The organism is Paenibacillus antri (assembly GCF_005765165.1).
GTDB lineage: Bacteria > Bacillota > Bacilli > Paenibacillales > YIM-B00363 > Paenibacillus_AE > Paenibacillus_AE antri.
Map to the genome: position 1 here is coordinate 1 of NZ_VCIW01000048.1, position 2,505 is coordinate 2,505.

Genomic DNA, 2,505 nt, shown 5'->3' on the forward strand with positions numbered 1-2,505 from the left:
TTCCGGACGAAGTAAGCCACTCCATAGCGCCTCCTGCTAGAATGATCCGTATGCGTTGTTGAAAGACAGCGTAAATCATTCGTGAGGAGGTCACTATGACCCCATATCGTGAAATCCTGCGGCTACATAGCCAAGGAATCAGCCAACGTAACATTGCCCTCAGTTGCGCCTGCTCGCGTAACACCGTAGCCAAAATCATTCAACGAGCAGAAGAACTCGGTACCGCCTGGCCGCTAGAAAAAGAGCTAACGGATGGCGAACTGCGTCAGCGCCTCTTTTCCGAATCGGCTCAAGTCTCGCGCCGCAAGCATCCGGATTACGACTACATCCACAAAGAGATGGCCAAAAGCGGCGTCACGTTAAGCTTGCTTTGGAATGAGTACTGCGAGCAATGCCGGCTGAGTCAAGCGATTCCGCTGATGTACTCGCAGTTTTGTCACCACTATCAACAGTACACGTTAAAATCGAATGCCACCATGCGAATTCAGCGCAAGCCGGGTGAGCAGATTGAGGTGGATTGGGCAGGTCAAACGGCTTCCATTATTGACCGAGACAGCGGCGAAATCGTCACCATGTATGTCTTTGTAGGCGTGCTCTCATACAGTCAATACGCCTACGTAGAAGCCTTCCCTTCGCAAAATCAGGAAAGCTGGATTACCGCCCATATCCACATGTATCAAGCCTTTGGCGGTTCAACGCGTGTCCTCATCCCAGACAACTTGAAGACAGGAGTAGACAAAGCAACTGGACATGAGCCCGTCATTAACAAGGTGTATCACGAGATGGCCGAACACTACAGCACAGCTGTTATTCCTGCTCGCGTACGCAAACCCAAAGACAAGCCAAATGTAGAGGGCTCGGTCGGCGTCGTTTCTACATGGATTCTGGCTGCGCTGCGTAACCAGCAATGCTTCAGTGCGGCTGAGTTAAACCGAGCGATTCGTGAGAAGCTTGAGGGCTTGAATGCCAAACCGTTTCAAAAAAAGAAGGGAGCCGGCTCAGCGTGTTTACAGCGGAGGAAAAACCGTTTCTGCTGTCCTTGCCAGCTACCCTCTATGAGATGGCGGTTTGGAAGACCGCCACGGTCCAATTCAATTATCATATAAGCGTAGAGAAAATGCACTACTCCGTTCCTTACGAATACATCAAGCATCGCGTCGATGTCCGAATGACACGATCGACGATTGAGGTCTTCTATCAAAATCATCGGATCTGCTCTCATCCCCGGCTCCACGGGAAACCCGGGCAGTACAGCACGGTAGAAGCTCATATGCCGGAAAATCACAAACAATTTGTCCAGTGGAACGCACAACGTTTCATCACTTGGGCACAGCAGATCGGCTCCTATACAAGCACCGCTGTACAGGCCATTCTTAGTGCGCATAAAGTGGAGCAGCAAGGTTACAGAAGCTGTATGGCCCTTCTGAAGCTTGCCGACAAACACGGTGTTGGTCGACTCGAAGCAGCGTGCGTCAGAGCGCTATCGTACACGCCAAGGCCAAGCTTTCAAAGTATCAAAACCATTCTGGCAACCGGGCAGGATCGCCTTGAGGTTGGGACACCGAGTGAGAGCCAGACTACTTCCTCCTCCGAGAACCACAGCTTTGTCCGCGGTGCGGACTACTACGGGAGGGGCTAAGCCATGGTAAATGAACCTACCGTACGCAAGCTACATGAGATGCGCCTCGCCGCCATGGCAGAATCATTCCAAAAACAACTGTTGGATCCCAGCTTTCAGGAACTCACGTTTGAAGAACGCTTCGGCATGCTGGTGGATCTGGAGTGGTCGAGGCGTAAAAATAATCGGCTGGCCACCTTAATCCGCAAGGCAGATTTTCAACAATCGAACGCCAGCATTGAGGACATCGAATATCACACCGATCGTAAGCTGGATCGCACGCAGATCCTACGCTTGGCAACAGGTGCTTACGTGCATGACAAACTGAATATCATCATCATGGGCGCTTCGGGTGCAGGGAAAACGTATCTCGCCTGCGCTTTTGGAATCGCCGCCTGCCGGAACTTCCTACCGGTGAAATACATCCGCTTGCCAGAATTACTCAACGATTTGGCAGTGGCACGCGGAGAAGGCATCTTTCAACGGGTCATGAAAACCTACAAGAAAGTGCTGCTGCTCATTCTCGACGAATGGTTGCTCGTATCGCTCAAGGAAAGTGAAGCTCGGGATTTACTCGAAATCGTAGAGGCGCGCCATCAAACCGGATCCACCATATTCTGCTCCCAGTTCGCTCCGGGAGGCTGGCATAGTAAAATCGGTGAAAGCACACTTGCCGATGCCATTCTCGACCGTATTGTGCATTCTTCTTACACGATAACGATTGAAGGCACGGATTCCATGCGCAAACGTAAAGGACTCATTAAGTAATCGATCAAGGGGCCACCTTATGCAGGGTGGCTCCCCCCCACCGGAGGGGTGGCTCATTTTTTCCGGAGGCCTGGCTCACTTATAACCGGAATGGTGGCTCTATTTCATCGAAATATTCA

Annotated in this window: 3 protein-coding genes; all 3 read left to right on the forward strand. The window is 51.4% G+C overall.

Features of this window, described 5'->3' with window-relative positions; genetic code table 11:
* Nucleotides 1-95: 95 nt before the first annotated feature.
* Genes istA through istB form a run of 3 tightly spaced genes read left to right on the forward strand, consistent with a single transcriptional unit; the run spans nucleotide 96 to nucleotide 2,386 of the window.
* Nucleotides 96-1,106: an IS21 family transposase gene (istA, locus tag FE782_RS31915; protein ID WP_238392738.1), complete on the forward strand. Its 1,011-nt coding sequence runs from the start codon at nucleotides 96-98 to the stop codon at nucleotides 1,104-1,106.
* Nucleotides 1,061-1,639, forward strand: a complete 579-nt coding sequence (locus FE782_RS33450; protein ID WP_439116481.1) for a Mu transposase domain-containing protein — start codon at nucleotides 1,061-1,063, stop codon at nucleotides 1,637-1,639. The genes istA and FE782_RS33450 overlap by 46 nt, the downstream gene beginning before the upstream one ends.
* Nucleotides 1,640-1,642: 3 nt before the next feature.
* A complete protein-coding gene (gene istB, locus FE782_RS31920) occupies nucleotides 1,643-2,386 on the forward strand; it encodes an IS21-like element helper ATPase IstB (protein WP_138198409.1) in 744 nt (247 codons plus the stop codon).
* Nucleotides 2,387-2,505: the final 119 nt, after the last annotated feature.

Excerpts from the sequence above, each read along its gene's own strand:
- istA (WP_238392738.1), top strand. The coding sequence starts at position 96 with ATGACCCCATATCGTGAAATCCTGCGGCTACATAGCCAAGGAATCAGC.
- FE782_RS33450 (WP_439116481.1), top strand. The coding sequence starts at position 1,061 with ATGGCGGTTTGGAAGACCGCCACGGTCCAATTCAATTATCATATAAGC.
- istB (WP_138198409.1), top strand. The coding sequence starts at position 1,643 with ATGGTAAATGAACCTACCGTACGCAAGCTACATGAGATGCGCCTCGCC.